The organism is Bifidobacterium panos (genome assembly GCF_012932445.1).
Lineage (GTDB): Bacteria > Actinomycetota > Actinomycetes > Actinomycetales > Bifidobacteriaceae > Bifidobacterium > Bifidobacterium panos.
On the sequence record NZ_JAAIIJ010000009.1, the window covers coordinates 11,668 to 37,800 of the forward strand.

At 60.8% G+C, this 26,133-nt stretch carries 18 protein-coding genes and 2 tRNA genes; 14 read left to right on the forward strand and 6 right to left on the reverse strand.

The window, feature by feature from the left end; translation table 11 throughout:
• Positions 1-277 precede the first annotated feature (277 nt).
• The 5 genes from G1C94_RS07750 to G1C94_RS07755 all read left to right on the forward strand — a co-directional run bounded on the left by G1C94_RS07750 (position 278) and on the right by G1C94_RS07755 (position 10,750).
• The gene (locus G1C94_RS07750) at positions 278-6,076 is read left to right on the forward strand and encodes an LPXTG cell wall anchor domain-containing protein (RefSeq protein ID WP_253902291.1); all 5,799 of its coding nucleotides are present in this window, start codon (positions 278-280) and stop codon (positions 6,074-6,076) included.
• Positions 6,077-6,169: 93 nt separating this feature from the next.
• Positions 6,170-8,563, forward strand: coding sequence for a BspA family leucine-rich repeat surface protein (locus G1C94_RS03035; RefSeq protein ID WP_172144532.1), 2,394 nt, complete (start codon positions 6,170-6,172; stop codon positions 8,561-8,563).
• A 20-nt stretch (positions 8,564-8,583) separates the two neighbouring features.
• Positions 8,584-9,060, forward strand: a complete 477-nt coding sequence (locus G1C94_RS03040) for a hypothetical protein (RefSeq protein WP_172144534.1) — start codon at positions 8,584-8,586, stop codon at positions 9,058-9,060.
• Between the two features lie 195 nt (positions 9,061-9,255).
• Positions 9,256-10,233, forward strand: coding sequence for a LysM peptidoglycan-binding domain-containing protein (locus G1C94_RS03045; protein ID WP_172144536.1), 978 nt, complete (start codon positions 9,256-9,258; stop codon positions 10,231-10,233).
• Positions 10,234-10,243: 10 nt separating this feature from the next.
• The gene (locus tag G1C94_RS07755) at positions 10,244-10,750 is read left to right on the forward strand and encodes a phage holin (RefSeq protein WP_253902292.1); all 507 of its coding nucleotides are present in this window, start codon (positions 10,244-10,246) and stop codon (positions 10,748-10,750) included.
• 181 nt (positions 10,751-10,931) lie between these two features.
• On the opposite strand, the gene G1C94_RS03055 is transcribed toward G1C94_RS07755, so the two are convergent.
• Positions 10,932-11,008 (reverse strand) — tRNA-Met (locus tag G1C94_RS03055).
• A 255-nt stretch (positions 11,009-11,263) separates the two neighbouring features.
• Here G1C94_RS03055 and G1C94_RS03060 point away from each other — a divergent pair.
• The 9 genes from G1C94_RS03060 to G1C94_RS03100 all read left to right on the forward strand — a co-directional run bounded on the left by G1C94_RS03060 (position 11,264) and on the right by G1C94_RS03100 (position 19,732).
• Positions 11,264-12,304 (forward strand): homoserine O-succinyltransferase, encoded by a 1,041-nt coding sequence (locus tag G1C94_RS03060; protein ID WP_172144538.1) that lies wholly within the window; start codon positions 11,264-11,266, stop codon positions 12,302-12,304.
• A gap of 389 nt (positions 12,305-12,693) precedes the next feature.
• A complete protein-coding gene (gene atpB / locus G1C94_RS03065) occupies positions 12,694-13,503 on the forward strand; it encodes a F0F1 ATP synthase subunit A (RefSeq protein ID WP_172144540.1) in 810 nt (269 codons plus the stop codon).
• A 60-nt stretch (positions 13,504-13,563) separates the two neighbouring features.
• Positions 13,564-13,791, forward strand: a complete 228-nt coding sequence (gene atpE / locus G1C94_RS03070) for an ATP synthase F0 subunit C (RefSeq protein WP_172144542.1) — start codon at positions 13,564-13,566, stop codon at positions 13,789-13,791.
• Between the two features lie 77 nt (positions 13,792-13,868).
• On the forward strand, positions 13,869-14,405 hold the full coding sequence (locus G1C94_RS03075) for a F0F1 ATP synthase subunit B (RefSeq protein ID WP_417852146.1): 537 nt from the start codon (positions 13,869-13,871) through the stop codon (positions 14,403-14,405).
• Between the two features lie 57 nt (positions 14,406-14,462).
• A complete protein-coding gene (locus G1C94_RS03080; protein WP_172144544.1) occupies positions 14,463-15,290 on the forward strand; it encodes a F0F1 ATP synthase subunit delta in 828 nt (275 codons plus the stop codon).
• An 89-nt stretch (positions 15,291-15,379) separates the two neighbouring features.
• On the forward strand, positions 15,380-17,008 hold the full coding sequence (atpA, locus tag G1C94_RS03085) for a F0F1 ATP synthase subunit alpha (protein ID WP_172144546.1): 1,629 nt from the start codon (positions 15,380-15,382) through the stop codon (positions 17,006-17,008).
• A 3-nt stretch (positions 17,009-17,011) separates the two neighbouring features.
• Positions 17,012-17,971: a F0F1 ATP synthase subunit gamma gene (locus G1C94_RS03090; protein ID WP_172144548.1), complete on the forward strand. Its 960-nt coding sequence runs from the start codon at positions 17,012-17,014 to the stop codon at positions 17,969-17,971.
• Between the two features lie 4 nt (positions 17,972-17,975).
• Complete coding sequence (gene atpD, locus G1C94_RS03095) at positions 17,976-19,442, forward strand: F0F1 ATP synthase subunit beta (RefSeq protein WP_172144550.1); 1,467 nt, start codon at positions 17,976-17,978, stop codon at positions 19,440-19,442.
• The gene (locus G1C94_RS03100; RefSeq protein WP_172144552.1) at positions 19,442-19,732 is read left to right on the forward strand and encodes a F0F1 ATP synthase subunit epsilon; all 291 of its coding nucleotides are present in this window, start codon (positions 19,442-19,444) and stop codon (positions 19,730-19,732) included. The genes atpD and G1C94_RS03100 overlap by 1 nt, the downstream gene beginning before the upstream one ends.
• A 126-nt stretch (positions 19,733-19,858) precedes the next feature.
• On the opposite strand, the gene glgX is transcribed toward G1C94_RS03100, so the two are convergent.
• The 5 genes from glgX to G1C94_RS03125 all read right to left on the reverse strand — a co-directional run bounded on the left by glgX (position 19,859) and on the right by G1C94_RS03125 (position 24,833).
• A complete protein-coding gene (glgX, locus tag G1C94_RS03105; protein WP_172144554.1) occupies positions 19,859-22,153 on the reverse strand; it encodes a glycogen debranching protein GlgX in 2,295 nt (764 codons plus the stop codon).
• A gap of 179 nt (positions 22,154-22,332) precedes the next feature.
• Positions 22,333-23,520 carry an MFS transporter gene (locus G1C94_RS03110; protein WP_172144556.1) on the reverse strand — a complete coding sequence of 396 codons (1,188 nt, stop codon included), beginning with the start codon at positions 23,518-23,520 and terminating at the stop codon, positions 22,333-22,335.
• A 120-nt stretch (positions 23,521-23,640) separates the two neighbouring features.
• A tRNA-Pro gene (locus G1C94_RS03115) sits at positions 23,641-23,714 on the reverse strand.
• Positions 23,715-24,194: 480 nt separating this feature from the next.
• A complete protein-coding gene (locus tag G1C94_RS03120; protein WP_172144558.1) occupies positions 24,195-24,500 on the reverse strand; it encodes a hypothetical protein in 306 nt (101 codons plus the stop codon).
• 36 nt (positions 24,501-24,536) lie between these two features.
• On the reverse strand, positions 24,537-24,833 hold the full coding sequence (locus G1C94_RS03125; RefSeq protein WP_216656804.1) for a hypothetical protein: 297 nt from the start codon (positions 24,831-24,833) through the stop codon (positions 24,537-24,539).
• Positions 24,834-26,133: the final 1,300 nt, after the last annotated feature.

Below are 26,133 nucleotides of genomic sequence, written 5' to 3' on the forward strand. Positions count from 1 at the left end.
GCTTGCCTCCCATTGTAGGAGCGAACGGGTGGATTGGTTGTGGACGGCGCGGTGGATGAGATGAGTCTTGTGTGGATAACTTGCGTTTCAACGACTCGCGAGCGGTGTCATGTGCATAACCCGGCGCGGCAATTATCCACAACACGCCCGGGAACAGGGGGCTTCGACCACATTGCCTGAAAACCACCCGGTAAGCGGGCGATATCTGTCAGTCTCGAATCACCCGTCCGGCAACGCAGCTGGACGGGTCCACAACCCCACCGTATAGGAGGAAGAAATGAGCGTGAAATTACGGCGATGGATGGCTGTCCTCATGGCGCTGGTCGCTTCGATGGCTTTGCTGGTCGCAGCGACACCGAGAGCGTCCGCAGGAGACGGCGGCGGCAAGGGCGAGGATGGCGGCGGTGGCGACAAGCCTGCCGACATGTCGGTTGTGTGGAAAGTCAAGGACTCGTGGGCGGCGACCAATGCGGGTGTCAGGGCCGCGCTGACCGAGATGGGCTATTCGGTCAACGAGGGCGATACAGACGCCGACACGGTCATTAACAATTCCATCAATGCCGCGAACGCCGAGTGCGTGGCCTCCTACACCGGCACCGATAGCGCTGATTGCCGTCTGGTTGGCGTGGGCGTCGCGATTGGCGACGGCAAGTGGTGGGCCGCGAACCATGTCGATGTCAAGGACACTTGGACGACCGCCTTTAAGACTGCTACTGAGAATAAGACCTACACCTACAACGGCACCACTTGGAATGTCGACACGCAGTGGACCGACAAGAAGGGCACGCGCAGTGTCAGCAAGCTTGCCGAGTCGAGTGTGGACTCCAAACTGGATGCGTCTCTGCGTGTAATCGTGCTCGCCAAGGACCAGCCCGCCCCGCCGAACTACACGCTGACTGGTTCGACCGAGGCGTCGTCTGGTGTGACGACGGCGGGTCAGACGGGCGCGGTGCATGACAAGCTTACCCTGTCGCGCTCCGGCTCCTCGATCGCGGAGGACGTGAGCGGCAAGGTGACGTTGCACTGGAAGGGCGTTGACGGGACCGCGTTGGAGGCGAAGAAGGACTTCACCGCGCCGAACGAGGGCACGTCCGATTTGCCCGAGTTTTGGGCGTGCGACCTCAAGGCGGACTGGAAGGTCTGGCCGGCCGGAAAATACTGGTTTGACGTCGCGATTCCGCAGACGAGCAAGATGTCCGCCGGGCTGGACTTGTATGGCGAGAATGAGGCGTCGGAGTCGTGGAATGTCGCGACCCCGCCTCCGTCCAAGGATTTGACCGCCGCGGATGGCAGTGCGGTGACGGATGCGAACCGGCAGCTTGCCAGCGGGTCGTTGTACACCGCGCATGTGCGCGCGCAGTCGAACGCCGCGACGCATTTGTGGCTGTACGACACGATTGACACAAAGGATGTGTGGATTGGCGCGGTTGACAAGGACGATTTGAGCAAGGTCACGGTTTCCGACCCGTCCGGCAAGACGGTGGCGGCCGCGGTCAGTGTGGACGACAGTGAGGCGGGCAAGCGTATCGTCAAGGCGCGCGTGGACAACACGGTGCCCGGCCAGTATGTGCTGAACGTGCCGCAGGCGGCGAAGCCAACCGGCAAGGATTACACCATCAAGGACGACAGCAAGGTGTGTTACGGCGGCGACAACAACACCTGCCAGGTGGGCGACAGTCGTGAGGTCTCGAAGATCACGCCCGACCCGAACAAGGTGTGGGTGTTGGATGCGAAGGGCGCGCTAACCGCGTCCGACCCGGACAAGACCAACAACAAGGGTTCCGACACCAAGACGTTCGTTACCGGTGATTCGATTGGTGCGGTTGTCAATGGCAGGATTCCCGGGCATTTGCTGAACCCGTTCACGAGCTACAGCATTACGGATGATTGGTCGGACAGCGCGAAGTGGATTGACTGGAACCACAAGGATCAGGTCAAGGTGTATGTGGATGGCAAGGACGAGACGTCGAACTTCGACATCGCGATCGACACCGCCAAGCACACCACGACCGCCACGGCCAAGTCGAGCTTCCTGCTGAAGACCGCTATGGGCACCAAGGACAGGCCAGTGAAGCTGTATATCGGCGGCATCATCTACAAGGCGCCCTCTGTCGAATATGCGGTGACCGAGAAGAAGCTGACGAACAGCGCGTCGGAGAAGTGGAACAACGAGTCCAAGCCGACGAACGACCCGCCGGTGTGGGTGCGTAACCCCAAGCCGGACAAGATATGGAGCGCGGACCAGACCCAGGCCTCGACCGCTTCCGATTCGGCGTGGAGCAACAAGGTCAACGCGGACACGCACACGTTCGTCCCGCAGGACGATTTCAGCGTGACCGTCAACGGTACTTTGCCGAAGAATCTTGCTGCGAACATGACCGCGTACGAGCTCGGCGACGACTTCTCCGCAAGCGCGAAGTACGCGAACTTTGATTCTTCGACCGTGCGCGTCACGATCGACGGCAAGGAGGCGACCTCGAGTTTCGACGTGCACAAGGAGGGCAACAAGATATGGGTCACCGGCAAGCAGAGCCTGCTTGGCGCGTCCGCCAACCAGTCGGCCGATCGCAAGGTGCGCGTGACCATCAAGGGCACGTTCAAGGAGGGCGTCATCTCCGCGGGCCAGGAGGCCAGCATGACCAACGGGTGCTGGGAGAAGTGGAACAACCAGGACATCACCGGCAACGACCCGCCCGTGCTGGTTCGCCTGCCCAAGCCGGACAAGACGTGGAGCGCCGACCAGACCCAAGCTGCCAGCGCGTCGGATTCGGCGTGGAAGAACAACGTGAACGCGGACACGCACACGTTCGTCCAGCAGGACGATTTCGGTGTGACCGTCAACGGTACTTTGCCGAAGAATCTCGCGGCGAACATGACCGCGTACGAACTCGGCGACGACTTCTCCGCAAGCGCGAAGTACGTGGATTTGGATGCCGCGACCGTGGCCGTCACGATCGATGGCAAGGAGGCGACCTCGAGCTTCGACGTGCACAAGGAGAACAACAAGGTGTGGGTGTCCGCCAAGCAGAGCCTGCTTGGCACGACCATCAACCAGGCGAACGATCGCAAGGTGCGCGTGACCATCAAGGGCTTGTTCAAAAAGGGCATGCTGTCCGCCGGGCAGAAGGCCAGCATGACCAACGGAGTCTGGGAGAAGTGGAACAGGCAGACCATCACCGGCAATAATCCGCCCGTCAAGGAGTGGAGCCCGAACCCGGACAAGAGCTGGATCAAGCTCGGCGACGACGGCAAATGGCAGACGGTCATCGACCCGGACGAGACCAACAAGACCGGCGCGGACGCGTTGACGTTCCTCGACGGTGACCAGGTCGCCAGCGTGGTCAACGGCACCATCGCCAACGATTTGGTCAAGGTCACCGACATCACCCTGACCGACGACTACACGAACGCGGACTACATCTGGGATTTGACTTCCGACACGTCGAAGATCCGCGTGTACGAGGCCGACGCGACCACCGACGCGAAGTCCAGCGTTTCGGACATCGCCAACAAGGGCAAGGACGTGACCTCGAGTTTCGACATCAAGGTCGAGGGCACGAAGGTGACCGCCACCGCGAAGGCCGAATACCGCGCGGCGCAGGTCGGGTTGAAATCCCCGAAGCAGATCACCCTGTTGCTGCCGGGTGTCATTAACTTCGCGAACGGCAAGGGCGCGGCCCAGGTGCGCAAGGACTTCAAGAAGGCCGCGAACGCGGAGGTCACGTTCTGCACGGCGGCGGACGGCACGAAGCTGACCAACAAGGCCAGCGAGAAGGTCAACAACGAGACCCAGAACACGAACGAACCGTACATCTGCGGTTATATCCCGCCGAATCCGAAGAACGTGGAGGCCGAAGCGTCTCAGGGTGGCGACCACGAGGACATCAACGGCAAGGTTGTGTTCCCCGGCCAGAAGGTCGAGTACACGCTGACCACCCAGCCGACGCTGCCCACCAGCCTTGCCTACAAGGTCAAGACCGTCGGGTTCGTGGATTCCTACGATGAGTATCTGACTCCGGACAAGCAGACGTTGGAGCTGACGGACTTGAGCACCGGTCTTCCGGTCAGCAAGAAGAAGTACACGACCAAGTGGGACGATGCCAAGCACACGTTCACGGTGACCATCACCGGCGCGAAACTGCTCGAACAGTGGAAGGCCGGCGGCACGCCTCGCTTGCTGGTGCGTTTCGAGGGCACCGTAAGCAAGGATGTGCCCGCGACGAAGAACGAGTTCACGAATCAGTATGAACTGGTTATCAACAACTCGATCACCCCGTCGAACGAGGTCTACAACGACCCGCCCGACATCACCCCTGAAAAGGCGGACATGTCTTCGAAGGACGCGACCATTTCGATTGACGGCAAGACCTTGCTGTTGGGCGAGACCGGTAATTACGTGGTCACCCTGGACGCGAAGAACATCACCGAGGACAACACCGCATACAAGGTGCAGCGCTTGGGCATGGTCGATGACTTCGACGACGAGTATCTGAGCGTCGACCAGACGAAGATCGAGGTGTTGGGCGCGGACGGCAAGGACGTGACCGGCAAGTTCAACGTCCAGTTGAAGGACGGCGTGGTCTACGTGTTCGCCAAGACCGTGGACACCGAGATCCCCGCCACGGGCGAAACCGTCAAGGGCGACCCGCAGCCGACCGACCTGAAGGCGTACAGCGAGAAGACGCTCGACCCGTTGAAGGACCCGTCGATCGACCAGAACCTGCTGGGCCAGCAGTACCAGGTGATCCTGCCGTACACGGTGGTCAAGGTCACGGACGGTTACGTGGTGAAGAACACCGCTACCCAGATCACCAACGACCGCAAGGACGTGACGAACACGGTGAGCAATCCGTTGAAGCCGATTAACCCGTCCAAGGATGTGACCGTCAAGGTTGATGGCGAGAGTATGAACGGCAAGAGCGTGTACAAGGATCGCCTGTTCCTGTACCAGTTGGATTCGTCCGTGGTGCCGGCGAACCGCGCCTACCAGGATGTGGCCGATTGGACAGTCAGCGACCAGCTCGACCCGGAGTATGACCAGTACACGGGCAACTGGGCCGTGTACGCCGCGGCCGACCTGTACAAGGACGGCAAGGTGTTGGCCAAGAAGGGCGACAAGCTGGCGGGCAAGAACTTCGACAGCTCGAAGTTCGGTGGCGACCTGTTCACCGCCACGTCCAGCGACAAGGGACTGGTCACTATCAAGGCCACCGACGCGTATCTGAAGCTTGTGAGCGCGGACGGTGCGCATGAGGCCGGTTGGCGCGCGCACATCCAGTGCAGGCGCGTGAAGTTCACCGAACGCCACGAGAACCAGTTCGCCGAACGGTTCAACGGCGTGGACCGCGAGTCGAACATCGTGTGGACGAAGACCCCGGATCTGACCCCGTCGATCAGCGTCGAGAAGTGGGACACGAAGTCCGGCTTCCCCGACGGCGACCGTGATGACACCAAGGACGCGCTGACCGTGACCGGTGACACGGATATCACGTTCACAATCACCAACACGTCCAAGACGGACGAGGAGAGCGGTGAGGGTGCGGTCTTCCAGGTCAGGGATCTCGAGCTTGAGGATTCCACGGTCGCCGGCGACGGCACTGTGACCGACCTGAAGTACCCGGACAACTGGGACACCTTGGTCTTGAAGCCCGGGGAGAGCGTGGATGTGCATGGCACCCTCAAGGGCGTCACCGAGAAGCACACCGATCGCGCCAAGGTCTCCGGCACCCCGTTGGTGAGTTGCCCGGTGGAGGAATCCGACCCGTTCGTGGAAGGCAAGAAGACCGACGACAAGACCGACAAGACCGACGGCAAGTCCGATGACAAGTCCGACCAGTCCGATGACGACGGCAAGTCCGACAAGCAGATCAAGACCGTCACCATCGACGGCCAAACCTACTGCGCGGACACCAGGGTCGAGTCCGACCCGGACGACTGGTCGGGCAAGTCCGAACCTCTCGCCCGGACGGGCGCGGGCGTCGCGTGGTTCGCGGGGATCGTGATCCTGCTGGCCGTATGCGGCCTGGTCACGAACGCCGTCTACTTCCAGGTGTGCAAGCGGCGTCACGCCGCCTGACAAAGCGCAGACCACGCGGTATGGCAAAAGGGCGGGCAGACATTCACCCGTAGCCCGCCCCTTGCTTTTAGAAACTTCAACAAGGAGACGAAAATGAGAAACACGATCATAAAAACCACCCGCCGGAAAACATGGCAGCGACTATTGGCGGGACTGTCCGCCCTGCTTGTAATGGCCGCGCTCTGCCCGACGAGCGCTACCCCCGCTCAAGCGGCGGACGGGCCGGGGACACTCCACCGTGGTCCCACCTTCGGTGGCGATATCGAAAAGTACGATGTTCGCACCATCACGTTCCAGAACAGCATTCCCACCAAGGGGACGTGTTGGGATGCCGGCCTCGGCAACACCACCACCAACGTGCCGGACGGTTCCGTGAGGGGTTGCGCGACCGCAAGCAGCGTTGACTCCAGCATGTGGGACGTGGTGTACGGCGCGGACGGCGCATACCCGAGGTTCCCCACGGTTTCGTTCATGCTGTTCGACAGGATCCCCAGGCTTGTCTCCATCAACAACCTCGACAAGATCGACACGTCCAATGTGACGAACATGGGCGAAATGTTCTGGAATTGCTGGTCGTTGACGGAATTGGACGTGACGAAGTTCAACACCTCCAACGTCGTGTACATGCACGAAATGTTCAAAGGTTCCGACTCGTTGGCGAAACTGGATGTGTCAAACTTCGACACGCGGAACGTGATAAGCATGAGCAGCATGTTCCGCGACTGCAAGTCGTTGACGAAACTGGACGTGTCGAAGTGGAACACGTCGAACGTGACGAACATGTACGACATGTTCTGCAGTTCGGGGCTGACGGAACTGGACTTGTCGAACTTCGACACGTCGAAGGTGACGAATATGAGCTACATGTTCTCCCACTGCAAGTCGTTGGTGTCGTTGGACGTGTCGAGCTTCGACACGTCGAATGTGACGAAAATCGGCTACATGCTTAACAGTCTTTCCAAGCTGCAGGAGTTGAAGCTGGGAAAGAATTTCACTCAACAGCCCGGTATTGCGGGATATAACGACGACTGGACGGCGGGAGCGAAGGGAGGGCCTAATCTGGGTGAGCCCGACGGTTCGGCCGCGCGTACGGGGTATACGAATATCCAGAAGTGGCGCAATATGGGCACGGGTGAGTCGTATGATTCGGCGTCGCTTATTCCGGGGGGTGCCGCCGCGACGTATACGCCGTTCAAGCCGATTGAATACAAGGTGCAGTTCGATAAGAACGTGGCTGATGCAGCGGGTTCAATGGAAGCCCAGTCGTTCACGTATGACAAGGAGCAGACGCTGAGTGCGAACGGGCTTACGCGTACCGGTTACACGCTCGCCGGGTGGAACACGAAGGCGGACGGCAAAGGCACGTCGTACACGAACGGCCAGTCGGTGAAAAACCTGACGGCCACGGCCGGCGGCACGGTCACCCTGTACGCCCAGTGGGAGGGGAGCACGACTTCAATCACGTTCGACCCGAACGGCGGCACCGGCAGCATGTCGCCCGTCACCGGCAAGGTCGGCGAGCAGTGCAAGCTCACCTCCAATAGTTTTACGCGCGAAGGTTACACGTTTGCCGGGTGGAACACCAAGGCGGACGGCAAAGGGACCGCGTATGCGGACGGCGCGACCATTCCCTGCCCCGCGACATCCCTGACCGTTTACGCGCAGTGGACGGCGAACGCCAGCAAGCTCACCTACAACGCGAACGGCGGCACTGGTTCCATGTCGGACACGACGGGTGCGACCGGCCAGAAAGTCACCGTCAGCGACAACAAGTTCACGCGCGATGGCTACGGGTTCGCCGGGTGGAACACGAAGGCGGATGGTTCGGGCGATGCGATTACGCCCGGCAGCCAGTTCACGCTGAAAGCCCAGCCGACCGTCGTGTACGCGCAGTGGAAGGCGCTTCCGTCGTCCATCACCTATAAGGCGAATCGTGACAAGGCGACGGGCAACACGCCCGACACGACCGGCGTGACCGGCCAGCAGGTCACCGTCAGCGCGAATGGCTACAAGGTGGACGGCTGGACGTTCACCGGGTGGAACACGAAGGCGGATGGTTCGGGTGACAGCGTCGCGCCCGGTAGCAAGTTCACGTTGAAGCCCACCCCGACAACCGTGTACGCGCAATGGTCGGCGAATTCCGCGGCTACCAAGCCCGACACGACCACCGGCACCGGTGAAGGCACTACGTCTGCGGGCACCACGCCGACGGACACCACGCCGGCTGGCACTACACCCACGGATACTACGCCTGCGGCCACCACGCCGGCGGGCACGGCACCCGCGGATACCACTCCTGCGGACGCTACCCCCGCGGATACCGCACCCGCGGACACAGCAACATCGGCGGACGCAGCAACAACACCCGCCGCGCCGCTCGCCCAAACCGGTGCGACCGCCAGCACCGTCGCCCTCATAGGCGCGCTGCTGGTCTGCCTCGCCGCCGGACTGTGCCTCCTCGCCCGCAGCAGGCGGCATGGGAAGTGACTCGAGAGAAAGGACACGCCATGGAAAACGGAAGGTTCACGAAGGAAGAACGAGGGCACCTCGAATCCCTCGACGCGGTGGAGCGCGTGTACGACACGCACATCATGTACAACGACAAGTTCAAATGCGAGTTCATGCGCCGCTACAATGCGGGCGAGAAGCCCGGCGCGATCTTCGCGTCCGCCGGCATGCCGGCCCGGCTGATCGGCTACAAGCGCATCGAACGCGCGACTTACCGCTGGAAGGAGGCCGAACGGCGCGGCGTGCTCGACTTGGCGGGCTCGCCCGAGACGTGCGGCGACGGGCGCAAGTGCCAAGCGCGTCAGGACAAACGCCGCGCGGTGGAAAGGCAGCGGGTCATGGGGAAACGCGACGAGGAATACTACAGGGAGAGGATCCGCGAACTGCAGGCCGAGGTGGAGCTTTTAAAAGCCGAAAACTCGTTCTCGTCCGGGCCGCGGGCGGGCATGGTGCCTGCCGCCGGGCTTGCCGCCTGATGATGTGACTAAGTAGCCGAATGATGTGGCCGAGCCGGACGATTGCCGGTTCGGCCGCATTTCCCGTAGACGACGTGCCGCACCTTAAGTCTCGATACTCGCGCCTTGTAAGGGTGTATGCGCCCGTTTTTTACCCCGGTAAGATTGGCCGGAACTTTTCCACGCGCGAAGGAGTGGAAAGGAGGCTTAATGTAAATGACTCTTCAGGGTATCGACATCTCAAGCGCGCAGACGGGCATTGATTTGTCCGCCGTTCCTTGCGATTTCGTGATTGTCAAGGCGACGCAGGGCACTGGCTATATCAATCCCGACTGTGCGCGCGCAGTTGAGCAAGCGCGGGGTTTGGACAAGCTGTTCGGCGTCTATCACTACATTGGTGGCGGCGACGCCGTGGGTGAGGCCAATTATTTCGTTGACAACTGTCAGGGCTGGGTTGGCAAGGGTGTCTTGGCTCTCGATTGGGAGTCCGACGAAAATAGCGCGTGGGGGGACGAATCCTATTTGGATGCCGTGGTTAGTCAGGTCGTTGCGCGCACAGGCATTCCGCCGATGATTTATGTGGAGGAGAGCCGTTACGGCCCGGTCAGGTCTGTGGCTGATCGGCATAACTGTGGTATGTGGGTTGCCGAATACGCTTCGGAGAACGCCACCGGCTATCAGGACACCCCGTGGAACGAGGGGACTTACGAGTGCGCCATCCGTCAGTACACTTCCAGTGGTCAGCTCAATGGTTGGGGTGAGAATCTCGATTTGAATAAATTCTATGGCGACCGCAGCGCTTGGAATCGCTATGCCACAGGCGGTGCGAATATGAATGCTGCCCCGTCTGCCCCGACGCCGGCTCCGGCTCCGGCCCCGGCCCAGAGTGGCACCACCTACACCGTGCAACCCGGCGACACCCTGTCCGCCATTGCCGCGCGCTTCGGTGTGTCCATCGGCGACATCAGCGGTTATCGCTCCGGCAATCCGAACCTCATCTTCCCCGGAGAAGTGCTGACCATCAGCGGCGCGAGAGGCGGTGCCAATGCCAGCACCACCTACACGGTGCAGCCCGGCGACACCCTCAGCGGCATCGCCGCCAAGTTTGGCACCTCGTGGCAGCACCTGCAGCAGATCAACGGCATAGCTGACGCAAACCTCATCTATCCCGGACAAACTCTCATCATTAACTAAAGGAGCAACTATGGCGAAACGCAAAAACACCAATCGCGAAAACACTAGTACTGCTGATACCAACACCGCAGACACCGGCACTGCGGATGCCCACACTACAGAAGTCAGCACTCTAGCCACCGTTGACCCAACCGACAAGAAGGTCTCCGTCCAGACCATCGCCGAACTCGGCGCACCAGCTCCCGAGGCCCGGGGCACGGCGGATGCAGTTGGCATGAGCGCCGTCAGTCCGCAGCCCACTAGCCCGCAGCCCACTAGCCCGGATGTCGCGGACGGTTACGCAGGTGCCCAGATTCTCAACTGGTTCCTGCCGGAAAAGCTGTATCAAATGCTCAAATGGCTCACCCTCACCGTTCTGCCCGCGCTGGCCGTGCTGGTCGGTTCGATCGGCCCTGTGTGGAGCTTGCCTCACTCCCACGCCATCATCACCACCATCTCCGCCGTCTCGCTGTTCCTCGGCTCGATAATTGGCATAAGCGAAATAAAAGCCCGGATCCTCTCGCCGCCCAACCCCTAAACAACCCAATCCTGAACGGTGATGTCCGCTCGAAAGCGCGGCACGAGAGGACATGTCGAAGTCGGTTTCGGCCAACTGGTCAGCGGTTTTGTCCAGATTCTGCCCGGTTCCGCGAAGAGCCGGCAATCGTGGCTCGGAAAACAAAAAAGCTAGGAATCGCTGGAATTCCTAGCTTTGGCGTTGGTAGCGGGGCATGGATTTGAACCATGGACCTCTGGGTTATGAGCCCAGCGAGCTACCGAGCTGCTCCACCCCGCGTCGGCTTGTCTAAAATGACAGCTTTATCTACGATAGGCGCGCTGCCGCAGAAGTCAACCCCGGGCGTGTCGTTTTGCTGTGCGCGGAACTGTTCCGCGGCATCATTTCGCGTCAAGCCCCCATAAGGCATATACGCGGAACCGCCTTGTGAAACACTTCGTGAAACCACTGTGAAACCGTCCGTGAAACAGTTTTGCAAGCTCCTCACGCGTTATAAGGCGCGAGGCGTTGCATAATAGTTGCATAATAAGAACCATGCCTATCAAAATCCCCAGTGGCCTGCCGGCCAGAGACATCCTCGACTCGGAACGCATCTTCGCGCTGGAAAAACCCGAGGCGGAACGTCAGCGCGTGCGCCCCCTCAAACTGGTGATTCTGAACCTCATGCCCAAGAAGATCGAAACCGAAACGCAACTGCTGCGCCTGATTTCCAAAAGCCCGCTGCAGGTCGAGATCGACTTCATGAAAACCTCCACGCACGAGGCCGCGCATGTGTCCGCCGACCACCTCGTCAAGTTCTACGAAAACCTCGAAGCGTTTCAAGACAACTATTATGACGGCCTGATCATCACCGGCGCGCCGGTCGAGCATCTGCAGTTCGAGCAGGTCGATTATTGGGACGAGTTCAAGCGCATCCTCGACTGGGCCTGCACGCACGTGTTCTCCACCGTGTATCTGTGCTGGGGAGCGATGGCCGCACTGCACGAGCGCTACGGCATCGACAAAGTCGACCTGCCCGAGAAGATTTTCGGCGTGTTCCCCCAATACCTGCAAGACGAATACTGCTTCCTGACCAACGGATTCGACGAGATCGCCCTGCAGCCGCACTCGCGTCTGGCCGGCGTGGATGAGGAGCAGCTGCGCGCCAACCCGGATCTGCAGATTCTCACGTGGGGGCCGCAGTCCGGCCCGGGCTTGATCGCCACGCGCGATTTCTCCGAGGTGTTCGCGCTGGGGCATTGGGAATACGGCAAGATGACGCTCGCTGAGGAATATGAGCGTGACATGGCCAAGGGGCTCAACAACGTGCCGTTCCCGCAAAACTATTTCCCGCACGATGACCCCGAGCTGGAGCCGCTGTTCTCCTGGCGCGCGCATGCCAACCTGCTGTGGCGCAACTGGCTGAACTGGGTGTACCAAACCACGCCCTACGACCTCACGGAGGTTCCGCAACTGCGCGCGCACAAGCGTCTCGGCACCGATCGCTCGATTCGCCACGAGCCGGGCGGCCCGCGCCGCGACGGCTTCACGCCCTTCCTGAACGACGGCTACGGCGTGGTGCCGCTGCAGCGCTAATCCTGTTAACCCTGCTGACCCCGCTAACCCCGCCAACCCGCTAACCCCCCACTCGTCTGCGGCAAACCCACGGCGTCTGTCTAGTTACCACCCGCTCACCCCGCCGCGCGGCGAAACACCCAGCAACCCAAGCAAAATCAAGGCCTGTCGCCCACGAGCGAGCTTTGTCTAGACGGCGGCTAATAATCGCCATCAGTCACTCGGGGTTGAAGGCCCGCCACGAGCAACGGGGGCGCTCGCCTCACGCTCCGGCAGGCTGGATTTGCCGCGAAACAAGCGAATAATTGAAGATGTTTCCAGCGCGACCACACCCGTAACCGGGTGGTCACATAACCCGAACATCGTGGGCTAGACTGGCAAGCAGGCTTCAAATAGCAGGAGGCGTAAGTATGAATGCAGTCAGCGCTGGGTTGTCACTGGCCGCCGCGTCAGAACCCAATCTGCCAAGCATCAACGACTTCCTGCCCCCCGAGATTCTGTTCCAAGGCACGCCGTTCGCCATCAACCGCATCATTCTCGTGCGCATCATCGCGACCATCGTGCTGCTGCTGGTGCTGGGCCGCACGGCCGCGAAAGCCAAGCTCATCCCCGGCCGCTGGCAGGGGGTTGTCGAATACGGCATCGAGTTCGTGCGCGACAAGGTTGTCTACGACGTGATGGGCGAGGTGCGCGGCAAGCGCTACGTGCCGATGATCGCCACCATCTTCTTCACCATCTTCGTGTTCAATCTGTGCGGCGTCATCCCCGGCGCGAACATCGCGGCCACGGCCACCGTGGTCATGCCGCTCGTGTTCGCCGTGTGGGTGCTCATCCAATACTGGATCGTCGCCATCCGCGAACAGGGCCTCGGCCACTATCTGCGCCATGAGCTGTTCACCCCCGGCGTGCCGTGGCCGGTGTACATTCTGCTTGCGCCGATTCAGCTGCTTGAGTTGCTGATCATCCGCCCGGCCTCGCTGACCATCCGACTGTTCGCCAACATGATTTCCGGCCACTTGCTGGTCGCCACATGCATCGCCTTCACCCAGTATTGGATGGTTGACACCGTCAATCATCTGGTGGGCGTGCCGGTTGGCGCCCTGTGGTTCGTTGGTGCCGCGGCGCTGACCTGCTTCGAGGCGTTCGTCGCGTTCCTGCAGGCTTATGTTTTCGCCATTCTCGCCACGGTGTATCTCAACCTGAGCTACCCGGAAGAATAGAAGAATAAAGGAATATTAAAGATTTATAACGTTGAACGTAACGTTAGAAAGGAAAAGGAAATGAACATCATCACCCTCGCTGAGGTTGCAGGCAACCTGTCCGTTGTCGGTTACGGCTTGGCCACGCTTGGCCCCGGCATCGGTCTGGGCATCCTGTTCGGCAAGGCCATGGAGTCCACCGCCCGCCAGCCCGAGATGTCCGGCAAGATTCAGGTCATCATGTTCATCGGTCTGGCTCTGGTTGAGGTGCTCGCCCTGATCGGCTTCGTCGCGGCTCTGATTATCTGATACATCGCGGCAACCGGCAGTAGACATTTCTTCAATAGTTCCGAATACTTCCAAATAGTGACGGAAAGGAGGACTTCATGACAGCATTGGCGGAAGAAAAGAGCGGCATCAGCCTGTTCATCCCCGAGGTCTATGACATCGTGTGGTCGCTGATCATCTTGCTCATCGTCGCAGTGTTTTTCTATAAGTTCTTCATGCCGAAGTTCAACGCGATTTTCGACGAACGCGCCAGGAAGATCGAGGGTGGCATCGCCAACGCCGAGAAGGCTCAGGCCGACGCCAACGCCGCGAAGGAGAAGTACGAGGCGCAGCTGAGCACGGCTCGCGTCGAAGCCTCCAAGATTCGTGACGACGCCCGCACCGAAGCCTCGCACATCATCGCCGACGCCCGCTCCCGCGCCGAGTCCGACGCCGAGCAGATCACCGCCAACGCGCAGCGTTCCATCGCCTCGCAGCACCAGCAGGCTCTCGTCTCGCTCAAGGGCGAGGTCGGCGTGCTGGCCACGGCGCTGGCCGGCAAGATTTTGGGTAGCGAGCTTCAGGACAGCAAAGTGCAGTCTTCCATGATTGATCAGATGATCGATCATATGGACGCGAGCAACGCGGGCAAGTAGTAGCGGCATCAAAACGACATATAAGTGACATCAGGTAAGTGAAAGGCAGGTGAGTTCATGCGAGGAGAAGCATCGCGCATAGCGGATCGCGAATCGCGTGATTCGTTGGCACCCAAGCTGCGTGACACCCGTGACGAGGCGTGGCGCATCGGCAACGAACTGTTCGCCATCACCTCCCTGCTCGATCACAACGTGCACGTCGAGCGCGCGCTGACCGATCCGTCACGCCCTGCCGAAGACAAGGTCGCCGTGCTGAACACTCTGCTCGGTGACCAGGCGCATCCGATGACGATGGAGATCATGACCGATCTGGTTGGGCGCCGCTTCAGCCGCGTGAGCGATATCGCCAATGCGGTGGAGGATTTCGGCGTGGACGCCATGATGTATTACGCGGACGCCCAAGGCACCACCCTGCAGGTCTCGATCGAGCTGGCCCAGCTGCACTCCTCGCTGCTGAACCTGCCCGTGGTGCGTTCCAAGCTCTATGACGATTCCGTGTCCAGCGAGACTCGCGTCAAGTTCTTCCGCGCGCTGTTCGCGGACAAGGACTTCGACAAGGTCACGATGCGCTTGGCCGAACATGCCACCTGCAATCTGCGCAATCGCCGCTATCTGGCAACCATCCAGTGGCTGATCAACAAGTTCTCGCGCCACATGGGCGAGTCGATGGTCACCGTCACCACCGCCACCCCGCTGACCGACGAGCAGATCGACAAGCTCATTGCCATCTACTCGAAGAAGGTCGGTCGCGGCGTGCACATCAATTCGGTGGTCGACCCGACGGTGCTCGGCGGCATGCGCGTGCAGGTGGGCGACGAAGTCACCGACAACACCGTGATCGCGCAACTGGACCATTTGCAACGAACCGTGAAGGCCACCGCATAGCGGCCAACGGCCAACACAGGCCGACACCGGCCAATAACGGCCAATAACGGAACCTTAAGGATTTTTGACACAACAATAAAGGAGAGATCATGGCAGAACTTACCATCGATCCTGCCTCGGTGCGCAAGGCGCTGGACGATTTCGTCCAGGCGTACAAGCCGAGCGACATGCCCACTCAGGAGGTGGGTTATGTCGCCACGGCCGGCGACGGCATTGCGCACGTGACGGGGTTGCCTGGTTGTATGGCCAACGAGCTGCTGACTTTCGAGGACGGCACGCAGGGATTGGCGTTCAACCTTGACGCCCGCGAGATCGGCGTGGTCATCCTCGGCGACTTCGCAGGCATCGAGGAAGGCCAGGAAGTGCGTCGCACCGGCGAAGTGCTCTCCGTGCCCGTGGGCGACGGCTATCTGGGGCGCGTCGTGGACCCGCTGGGTCGTCCGCTTGACGGCTTGGGTGAGATCAAGAGCGAAGGCCTGCGCATCCTTGAGGCTCAGGCGCCTGACGTGATGCACCGCCACCCGGTCGACGAGCCGATGTCCACTGGTTTGAAGGCCATTGACGCCATGACCCCTATCGGCCGCGGCCAGCGCCAGCTCATCATCGGCGACCGCCAGACCGGCAAGACTGCCATCGCCATCGACACGATTATCAACCAGAAGGCGAACTGGCAATCCGGCGACCCGAAGAAGCAGGTGCGTTGCATCTACGTGGCCATCGGCCAGAAGGGTTCCACCATCGCCTCGGTCAAGCAGTCGCTCGAAGAGTCCGGTGCCATGGAATACACCACCATTGTGGCGTCCCCGGCTTCCGACTCCGCGGGCTTCAAGTACATCGCCCCCTACACCGGCTCGGCCATCGGCCAGCACTGGATGTACAACGGCAAGCATGTGCTTATCGTCTTCGATGATCTGTCGAAGCAGGCTGAAGCCTACCGTTCGATTTCGCTGCTGCTGCGCCGCCCGCCGGGGCGCGAAGCCTATCCGGGCGACGTCTTCTACCTGCACTCCCGTCTGCTGGAGCGCTGCGCCAAGGTCTCCGACGACCTCGGCGGTGGCTCGATGACCGGCCTGCCGATTGTCGAGACGAAGGCGAACGACGTGTCCGCATACATTCCGACCAACGTGATCTCCATCACCGACGGCCAGATCTTCCTGCAGTCCGATCTGTTCAACGCCAACCAGCGCCCCGCCGTGGACGTGGGCATCTCCGTGTCCCGAGTGGGCGGTGCCGCGCAGACCAAGGCGCTGAAGAAGGTCTCCGGCACGCTGAAGATTTCCTTGGCGCAATACCGCTCGCTGGAATCCTTCGCGATGTTCGCCTCCGATCTGGACGCGGCGTCCAAGGCTCAGCTGAACCGCGGTTCGCACCTGACCGAACTGCTCAAGCAGCCGCAGTTCTCGCCGTACTCGATGGAGCAGGAAGTCGTTTCCGTGTGGGCCGGTACCCACGGCAAGATGGATGACCTGCCGCTCGATGACGTGCTGCCGTTTGAGAAGGGTCTGCTGGATTATCTGGAGCACAACACCGATATCCTCAAGACCATTCGTGACACCGAGGACTTCACGTCCGACACCGAGGCCGCGCTTGACAAGGCCGTGGAAGCGTTCCGTGAGACTTTCGTGACCAGCGCCGGCAAGCCTCTGGTCGAGAAGAAGCCTGACGTGAAGAACGCCACGCCGGTTGAGCAGGAAAAGATCGTCGCGAAAGAGAAGTGACCTATGGGCTCGCAACTCGCATTGAAATCCCGCATCGCCTCCACAGGCTCGTTGGAGAAGATCTTCAACGCCCAGGAGATGATCGCGTCTTCGCATATCGCCAGGGCACGTGACGTCGCCCTGAACGCGAAGCCGTACACCGATGCGATTTTCGACGCCGTGCAAGCGCTCGTGGCCCATACCAGCATCGACCACCCGATCGTGAAGAAGAACGGGGACAACCCGCGTGTGGCTGTCCTCGCCCTCACTTCGGATCGTGGCATGGCTGGCCCGTACACCTCCTCGATTATCCGCGAAACGGAGTCGCTGCTCGCCCGCCTTGACGAGAAAGGCAAGCAGCCCGAGCTGTATGTGTATGGCCGTCGCGGAGTGACGTATTACAAATACCGCAACCGCGATATTGCCGGCACATGGGAAGGCGACACCGATCAGCCTGGTGTCGAGGTCGCGGAGGCGATTTCGAACGCGCTGATGGAAGCCTATATGAAGCCGGCGAGCCAGGGTGGGGTTTCCGAACTCTACATTGTGTTCACCGAGTTCATCAATATGGTGGTGCAGAAGGTGCGCGTGCTGCGCATGCTGCCGGTTCAGGTGGTGCTTGGCGATCAGCAGACGGTTGCCGCGGCGGTGGGCGATACCACTGATGGTATCGATGGTGTTGATGGTGCCGATGGCGCGGACAAGCCGGCCACTGCGCTATACGCTTTCGAGCCGAGCGTCGACAAGGTGCTGGACGCCATTCTGCCCAAGTACATCCAATCGCGCATCCACGAATGTCTGCTGACGGCGGCGGCCTCCGAGACCGCGAGCCGACAGAACGCCATGCATACGGCGACCGACAACGCCCGCAGTCTGATCGACGAACTGACCCGCAAGCTCAATGCCTCGCGTCAGGCCTCGATCACCCAGGAACTTACCGAAATCATCGGCAGCGCCGACGCGCTGAACAAGAAGGAAGAGTAGGAATATGGCTGAGAACCAAACAACTCTGGAACCGACCGCAGGGCGCGTCACGCGCATCCAGGGCTCGGTTATCGACGTCGAATTCCCCGTGGGCCATCTGCCCGACATCTACAACGCGCTCACCGTGGAACTTGCGGATGCCGGCGTTGACGAAGAGGGCGCGGCAGCCAAGAAGGTCACCCTTGAGGTCGAGCAGCACCTTGGCGACTCCACCGTGCGCACCGTCGCCCTGAAGCCCACCGACGGCTTGGTGCGCGGCGCCACCGTGCTCGACACCGGCGGCCCGATCTCCGTGCCGGTCGGCGACGTGACCAAGGGCCACGTGTTCGACGTGTCCGGCAACATCCTCAACAAGAAGGACGGCGAGAACGTCACCATCACCGAGCGCTGGCCCATCCACCGCAACCCGCCCGCATTCGACCAGCTGGAGTCCAAGACCCAGATGTTCGAGACCGGCATCAAGGTGATTGATTTGCTCACCCCGTATGTGCAGGGCGGCAAGATCGGTCTGTTCGGCGGCGCAGGCGTGGGCAAGACGGTGCTGATTCAGGAGATGATTCAGCGCGTGGCGCAGAACCACGGCGGCGTGTCCGTGTTCGCCGGCGTTGGTGAACGCACCCGTGAGGGCAACGATCTGATCGGCGAAATGGAAGAGGCCGGCGTCTTGGAGAAGACGGCGCTGGTGTTCGGCCAGATGGATGAGCAGCCAGGCACCCGTCTGCGCGTGCCGCTGACGGCTCTGACCATGGCCGAGTATTTCCGCGACGTGCAGAATCAGGACGTGCTGCTGTTCATCGACAACATCTTCCGCTTCACGCAGGCCGGCTCCGAGGTGTCTACCTTGCTGGGCCGCATGCCTTCCGCCGTGGGTTATCAGCCGAACCTGGCCGATGAGATGGGTTCGTTGCAGGAGCGCATCACCTCGACGCGCGGCCACTCCATCACCTCGCTTCAGGCCATCTACGTGCCCGCCGACGATTACACCGACCCGGCTCCGGCCACGACCTTCGCCCACTTGGACGCCACCACCGAGCTGTCGCGTGACATCGCCTCGAAGGGCATCTACCCGGCTGTGGACCCGTTGAGCTCCACCTCGCGAATCCTCGACCCGCGTTACGTTGGCCAGGCCCACTACGAGTGCGCCAACCGCGTCAAGGCGATTCTGCAGCGCAACAAGGAATTGCAGGACATCATCGCCCTGATCGGCATCGACGAACTTGGCGAGGAAGACAAGACCACCGTCAACCGCGCCCGCAAGATCGAGCAGTTCCTTGGCCAGAACTTCTATGTGGCCGAGAAGTTCACCGGCCGCCCCGGTTCCTACGTGCCGGCCGAAGAAACCATCGAGGCCTTCACGCGCATCTGCGACGGCGTGTACGACGACGTGCCGGAGCAGGCGTTCTCGGGCATCGGCGGCATCGACGACCTCGAGCAGAAGTGGCACGACATGCAAAAGGAACTCGGTGCGTGATGGCTGAGCAACCCACAATGCAGGTGAACATCGTCGCCGCCGACCACCCCGTGTGGAGCGGCGAGGCGGTGTCCGCGGTGATTCCCGCCTCGGAAGGTGACATGGGCATCCTGCCCAACCACGAGCCGGTGCTCACGGTGATCAAGCAGGGCAAGCTCACCGTGGTTGAGCCGGGAGGTGAGCGCCATCTGTGCGAGGTGTCGGACGGCTTCATCTCCTTCGACTCCAACAAACTCACCGTCGCCGTCGAGCGCGCCCACAACGTCAAGCGCACCACCCCCGACGAATAATCCCTTCTTTGTCATTTCGAGCGGAGCGGAGCGCAGTCGAGAAATCTTGCCCCGCAGGGGGCGGTGCCTTGCTTCGCTCAGGACGACAAGGAAGGAACGGTACGTGTTGCGCCGTGCCAGCTCCAACTAGTTTTGTTGGCGCATGAGGGTGATGCTGAAGGCAGGGAACGTCCATAGTGAACTGCCGGAATCGCCCTCGTCATCGCGGCGCGGCGACTGGCCGTTGACCTGCGTCGAGCACCAGGCGCTCGTCCAGATTTGCTGAACAGGCAGATGGAACTGCCGCTCCTCGTTCTCCCCGTTGATCACAATCAGCACGTTCATATCGTCGCTCAACAGCTCCATGGCGAAACTGCGCTGACTGGAATCGAACCAATCCTGCTCCATCGGCATAGTGCCATCGGGCAGGAACCACTGCACGCGGCTGGAAGGCTTGAGCAACCCAATCTGCGTCAGGCGAGTGAAGAAATCCTCGTGATGATACAGGTCCAGCGACTTGCGCAACGCGATCAGCTCGGCCACAGCCTCCATGCGCCTAGTCTGCCAGTTCTTCTTTATGGCACCCGACTTGACCCAATCCCACTGCATATAGCTGATCGGCCCATCCTGGCAGTAGGCGTTATTGTTGCCGTTCTGCGTATTGCCGAACTCGTCGCCCGCAAGAATCATCGGTGTGCCGAGCGACAGCAGCAGCGTGCCCAGCATGTTCAACGCCGCCTGCTCGCGCTTGGCGACGACCGCCGGGCTCTTGCTCGGCCCTTCAACGCCGAAGTTGGCTGAAAGACTGCCGTCGGAGCCGTCGGTGTTGTTCTCGCCGTTCGCCTCGTTGTGTTTGCTGTTGTATCGGGTCAGATCCGTCAGTGTGAAGCCGTCGTGGCACGCGACGAAATTGACCGCGCTGGCCGCGCCGCGCCCCGGCTCCGTGGCGAACAGATCCGCCGAACCGCACAGGCGCGTGGCCATCTCCTGCATGCCGACGTGGCTGGATTTGCCGCCGCCTTGCGCGTCGCAGATCCAGAACTGGCGCGTGGCGTCCCTGAAGCGGTCGTTCCATTCGCCGAACGGGGTGGAGAATTGCCCGGTGCGCCAGCCGTTGTCGCCCAAGTCCCACGGTTCCATGATGAGTTTCAGATTGCCGAGCAGCAGGTCGCTTCTCAAGGCGTGCAGGAACGGATGATGATGAGTGAACTTGCCGTCGAGCCGCGCCAGCGAGACGCCGAGATCGAAACGGAAGCCGTCGATGCCGATGCGCTTGGCCCAATAGCGCAGCGAATCGATGGCGAAGGTGATGACGTGCGTGTTGGTGAAGTCGAAGGTGTTGCCGCAGCCGGTGGTGTCCACGAGCTGACCGTCGTTGTCGTTGTGCCGATAATACGGCAGCTCGTCGAGGCCGCGCCAGCAGACCGTCGGCCCAGCCACGCCGCCCTCGCACGAATGGTTGTACACCACATCCATAATGACTTCGAGACCTGCCGCATGCAGAGCCTTGACCATGTCGATGACTTCCTGCCGCACGGCCGTCGCGCCCTGTTTCTGCGCCGCTTTGGTGGCATAGGAGGGCTCGGGGCAGAAATAGTTCAGGGTGTTATATCCCCAATAGTTCGTGCGTCCGCTCTCCTGCAGAAACACCTCCGACTGCTTGGCTTGGATGGGCAGCAGCTCCACCGAGGTGATGCCCAGATTCTGCAGGTACGCGAGGGTTCCCGGGTGCGCCAAGCCGGCGTATGTGCCGCGCAGCTCCTTGGGTAGCCACGGCGCGTTCATCGTGAAGCCCTTGACATGCATCTCATAGATGACGGTTTTGCTCCACGGCACGTGCGGGTGGTCGGGGTCGCCATCATGCTTGGCGTTATCGCGGTCGTCGACGGCAACGGAGATGGGCATGTGACCGAGCGAATCGACAGTGCTCATCTCACCCATCGGCGAACCCTTGACCTGCCGGTTCTCCACTTCGCACGCATACGAAAACGCGGCCGGGTGCAGTTCCATAACGCCGTCAATGCCTTTGCCATACGGGTCGAGCAGCAATTTGTTCAGATTGAACCGCACGTCGCGTTTCGGATTCCACGCGCCGTCCGCGCGATAACCGTAATGCATGCCGTCCCACGCCTTGGGCAGATGCACGTACCACAGCCCGTAATTCGGCCCTTCCATGCGGAACAGGGTTTCGCGCACGCCGAACTGTTTGACGATACGCGAGCACACGGAGTGGTTGCGTATCTGCTCGGCCAGCGGCACGTCCGGCGTCTCGAACAGCCGGATGGCATCCTGATAGAAGGCGCTCGGCTTGCGCTCGCCCTCCAGAACGCTCAGCCACACCTGATCGGCGGTTTCGGAACGTACAACGACATCCGCGCCCCCATCGTCGGTGAAATAGAAACCGGGGCGGGTGGCGAAGCGATGTAGCGGCGGATTCTTCATGGTTTCCATTGTATGCGCGCGTGTATGCATACGATTGCGGCGCATGTTTGTGCCGCATGTTCCGAGTGTGCATGAAGGTACGTGAAGGTGCATGAAAGTACATGAGGGTGCAGCGCGAGTACAGCGAGCTGATTGGCTGTTATGCAACCGCTGTGTGATTATTGATTATTCTCAAGTGCTCAGACGTCGATGCGCTGCAGACGGTTGATCGCGTCGGTGTCGCTTTCGCAACGTATCGAATAGAACGCCAGCAATGCGACTGCCAGCGCGGCGAACGGCACGCCGGCCAAGCCGATGGAATGATAGTTCATGCCGGAACAGGTCAGCGCCAAGCCGCCGACCAGCGAACCCACCGCGTTGCCGGCGTTGAACGCCACCTGCACCGCCGCGCCGGCGACCAGCTCGCCACCGCCCGCACCGGCTTCGACCATCAGCAGTTGTTGCGGCGACGAGATGAAGAACAAACCCAATGCAATCCAGAAGGTGAGTATCGCCGTGGAAACAAGGTTGCCCGGCAGCAGGAACACCAGCGCCAATCCAATCAGCGAAAACATCTGGCCAATCGACGCGGTGCCCGCCGCGCGCCACAAATCGGTGATTTTGCCGCCAAGCAAACCGCCCACCACCATGCCGAATCCGGCCAGCGCCATCATCGCCGGCACGAGCGAACTGGGCCAGCCGCCCACCGCCTGCAGCCACTTGGACACATAGCTCCACCAGCAGAACACGCCGGTATTGCCCACGAACACGGCGGCCAGGATCACCCACGGGCCGCGTCGCGTGAGAAAACGGAACTGGCCGGCGAGTCCCTTGTCTTCCACGGCCGGCACCTCCGGCACCCAAGCCGTCACCAGCGCAATCGTCATCACGGCCCAGCCGGCGAGCACCGCGAACGCCATGCGCCAGCTGACATGTTCGGCCAACAGCGTGCCCGCCGGCACGCCGAGCATATTCGCAACCGTCTGCCCCAGCACCATCAGCGAGACGGCTTGCGCCTCCTTGCCCCTGTCCGCCACGGTTTTGGCGATCAGGGTGGCGGTGCCGAAGAACGCGCCGTGCGGCAGTCCGGAGATGAACCGCGCGGCGATCAGCGTCAGCGAGTCCGGCGCGAAACATGACAGGGCGTTGCCGACCAGCGCAATCACCATGAACACTATGACCAGTCGCTTCGGCCGGATTTTGCGCCCGAACACCAGCATCAGCGTGCCGACGCACACGCCGATGGCGTAGGCGGAGATATAGTTGCCGGCGAAGGGGATGGACACGCGCATCGTGTCCGCGACCTGCGGCAGGATGCCCATCATCACGAACTCCGCCGCGCCGAGGATGAACGCGCCGGATGCCAGCGCCAGCAAACTTTTCTTCATGGCTCTCTCTCCCGAGCTATGTGAGTGGTTGTGGTTGGTTATGGTTGTGGTCGGTTATGGTCGGTCGCGAAAAGTCATGAAAAGAGGGAACCGCAGTATTCCTGCGATTCCCTGTTATTGTCGGGCTGGCGGGATTTGAACCCGCGGCCTCTTCGTCCCGAACGAAGCGCGCTACCAAGCTGCGCTACAGCCCGTTTGGCAACGTCGGCCAGTCTACAACGCTGTCGAGACAGACGAACAGCGCAGTGCGCTGTTCGTGTCGCCCTCAACGGACGGCGCCGTGTTAACGGTAGCTGGCCAATCCCGTGTCTTCCGCACCATCCCGCCAGCGCAGCAGTGCGTTCCCCGCACCTCCCAAGTTGCGGTGCCCCAATATATCCCGTTCTCAGTGTGCATATCGTCTGCTACTCAAGAGAAACAAATCTGCTTTCGCGTGTGGCTTGGGGGTGGCGGCGTTGCCGGTGCTTGGAGATAGCGCGGGAGCCGGGGCCCATGAAACACGGGAACCCGGCTCCTACTTCCATACCATTCGAAAAAGGCTGGCTTCGTTTTCAATATAAGGCGGCACACAGACAGACGCCTATCTGACGGCGAATATTCCGGCCGGGTGATTCCGGCGTAATAAAGGAGGGCCGTCCCTTGGGCGGCTCTCCTTGGCTCTGTGGGATGTCGGATCAGGCGGCTTGCGGTTCGCGGTGGGCGGCGGCCACGAGGGAGCGCAGGTATTCGCTCAGGGTCATGCCCTGTTTCGCGGCGTCCTGGTCGATTTGCGGTTTCCATGATTTCGGGACGCGGAACTGGACGGCCACCGACGGTTCGGACTTGCTGGACAGGGCCGGCCGTCCGACGAACGCCATGTGCGCGTCCTCCATGTTGTCGGTTCCGGTCAGTTCCATGAGCAGTCCGTTCATGTGCTCCTGGGCTTCGGCCCCTTCGCGGTGGATGATGGTGACACCGTCGCGTTCGATTATCTGCGGCATGGTTTTGACTCCTCTTTTCTGGTTTGGTCGTTTTGGCTAGCGTTTTTTGTTTCGTGTTCTGCGCCGGGTCTTTTCCACCCATTCCTCGAACGGGAGATTCCAGAAGGCATCCGTCCCCGGTCCCGCATGATAGACATGGAGGCAGCCGTTCTTGATTTTGAGCACGACGCCGATTGCCGGCATCAACGCGTCGTCATGGCGACCGGTAAAACGCATATACCATCCGCCCTTGTATCTCATCTCGTCGGATTCAATCATGTGCTCGGCGGCGTAGATGATATCCTCGGGCGTCAGTCCGTGCTTGTTGCTGTGCTCCTCGAAAATCACTCTCATCTGTCCCACATAAGCAATGTAGCACAATATTGTATTACGGTCAAGTCGGCCTCCCGTATGTCTCAAGCACCGTCACGGCTTTTCTCAAATCGTCCTGTGTCGAGAATCAAGTACATTTGCGTCGTGGCCGGCGACTTGTGCCCAAGCGGCTCCTGCGCCTTGAGCGCATCACCCGTCGCCTTCCTGATGTCGGTCGCTTATCCATAGTGCCCCGTCTCGTTTTTTGTCATTCTGGCGTAGCCGGTTCGTTTCGTTCCTTGTCATTTCGAGTGGAGGCGTAGCCGGAGTCGAGAAATCTTGCCCCGCAGGGGCGGTGAGCGTGTTTAGGGCGAATTGGTTTGGTCACTGCTCTCGAGTTGCGGTGTCTATTTTCGTTGTTCTCAGTGTGCGTTTTGCTGTTTTTTTGGTTTCTGTGTTGTTTGCCTGAACCGGTGTTTGCGGCGGATGTTGCCGTGTTCGACACCCCGGACGAACAGCCCAGTGGGCTGTTCGTGTCGATATCAACGGACGACGCCGTTTGGCGATAATAGTCCGTCCCGTGTTCTCTGTAGACCCATGCCGACGCGGCGAACTCGTTCCCTGCGTGCTTGAGTCACAGTGTCCATTGCTATTGTTCTTGGTCTGTTTTAAGTCGCAGTGCGTTTGCTATTGTTCCTGGTTTGTCTTGGGCTGCAGTGCCCGTCTTCGTTGATCTCACTGTGCGTTTTGTCGTTCTGTTTTGGTTTCTGGGTTGTTTGACTGATTGCGGTGTTTGGCGGCGGATGTTGCCGTGTTCGACACCCTCCGGGCCGGTAGGCCAAGTCTTACGTCTCACACGGCAACATCCGCCTAGGGCATTCTGGCGTAGCCGGTTTGTCACGCCTTGGCGGGCCCCCGCTGGCGGGGGCTGGCCGAGCGTATGCGAGGTCTGGGGGTGGTCCCACTAGGCACGTGTCTGGTCCAACCACCCTCAGTCAGCCTGACGGCTGACAGCTCCCGGCGTCTTGTGCGACGCTCGCGACGCTACCGCTGCTCGCTGCTGCGAAGAGCCCACAGGGCTCTTCGCCCAGCGGGAGCCCTAGGCTGGGTTCCTTGTCATTTCAAGCAGCGTGTCCCGTTTCTTGTCATTTCGAGCAATGGACAGCCCGGTGGGCTGTCCATCTCGATATCAACGGGCGGTGCCGTTATTGCGGTGGTAGATCATTCCCGTGTTCTCTGTAGACCCATGCCGACGCGGCGAACTCGTTCCCTGCGTGCTTGAGTCACAGTGTGCGTTGCCATCGTTCTCGGTTTGTTTTAAGTCGCAGTGCTCGCTTTCCCG